This is a genomic window from Streptomyces sp. ATLC9 (assembly GCF_057196705.1).
Genome location: NZ_JBXUOY010000502.1, coordinates 1 through 1,385, shown reverse-complemented (window position 1 = coordinate 1,385; position 1,385 = coordinate 1). Strand labels below are relative to the sequence as shown.

The following is a 1,385-nucleotide window of genomic DNA, read 5'->3' as shown; positions in this document are numbered from 1 at the left end:
CCGCTCCACCGGTCGGGACCGCTCTCCCGGGGGCCCGGTACGTGGGCGGGCGCGGGACGGGGCGGCGAGGCGGCGGCCGAGGGCTTCGGCCGTTCCGGCGACGGGACACCGCCGCGCGACGCCGATCCGCCCCCCGGGGCCTCCCGTGCCCGTCCGCGCCTCACGGACCCGCGCTCCGCCGGCCGGGACTCCACCGGCCCGTGTTCCCCGGGCTGCGGCACGGAGACGCCCGTGCCCGCGACCACGTCCTCCGGCCGCCCGATGCCGTCCAGGATCCTGCGCACCCCGGCAGCGGTGTACGCGCCGCCCGCCTCGGCGCGGCGCCGTTCGATGTCCGCGCGCACCCCGGCCACCAGGCGCGCCCGCTCGGCGGCCGTCATGGCCGTGCCGTGCGCCAGATCCCCGACCCGGCTCAGATAGTCGAAGACCAGCTGTTCGCTCTCGATCCCCACCCGACACCCCAGCGGCTACTGGTCCCTGCCATCCGTACGCCACGACCGTACCCGCACCGCCCGCGCGCGGAACCGGTTGTCCACAGGCTGCCGGTACGGTTGTACGGGTGACGACAGAGCCCGCAGCGGAGCGCCGAGCGGCTCCCCGCACGCTCGCCGACGAGCTGCGCTCCCGCCCCGACGACGCGCTCGCCGCCCTGCTGCGGGCGCGCCCGGACCTGCTCTCGCCCGTCCCCGGCGATCTCTCCCGGCTCGCCACCCGCGCGGGCGCCCGCACCTCGGTGCTGCGGGCGCTGGAGCGGCTGGACCGCTTCGCCCTCCAGGTCGCCGAGGCGCTGGCCGTGGCGCCCGACCCCTGCCCGTACGGGGAGCTGGCCGCACTGCTGCCCGGCGGCGAGGACGAACTGCCGCGCGCGCTGGGCCTGCTGCGCGAGCGGGCGGTCGTCTGGGGCGGCGACGACCGGCTGCGGCTGGTGCGCACCGCCCGCGAGCTGCTCGCCCCGTCCGCGTCGCGGCCCTCCCCGACCGGACTGGGCCCGTCCCTGGCCGAGGCCACCGCGGGGATGTCGCCCGGCCGCCTCCAGGAGATCCTGACCGCCGCCGGTCTGCCCACCACCCACGACCCGGTGAGCGCGCTGGAGTCCCTGGCCTCGCTCTTCGGCGACCGGGAGCGGATGGACGCCCTGCTGGGGCAGGCGCCCGAGGAGGCGCGGGCCATGCTCGCCAGGCTGGTGTGGGGGCCGCCCTACGGCGAGGTCTCCGAGACTCCCTCCCCACCGGTGCGCTGGCTGCTGGACCGTGCCCTGCTGCTGCCGGCCGCGCCCCGCACTGTCGTACTGCCCCGGGAGGCGGCCCTGCATCTGCGCGGCGGCCGCGCCCACCGCCGGCTGGAGCCGCTGCCGCCGCCCGTGGGGCCCGGCCGCGCCCGCACAC

At 79.0% G+C, this 1,385-nt stretch carries 2 pseudogenes; one reads left to right on the top strand and one right to left on the bottom strand.

Annotation, left to right across the window (positions count from 1 at the left end):
* A pseudogene (locus tag AC2CJA_RS26660) lies at positions 1-452 on the bottom strand (hypothetical protein); the annotation flags it as partial.
* A gap of 107 nt (positions 453-559) precedes the next feature.
* Here AC2CJA_RS26660 and AC2CJA_RS26655 point away from each other — a divergent pair.
* A pseudogene (locus tag AC2CJA_RS26655) lies at positions 560-1,385 on the top strand (DNA-binding protein); the annotation flags it as partial.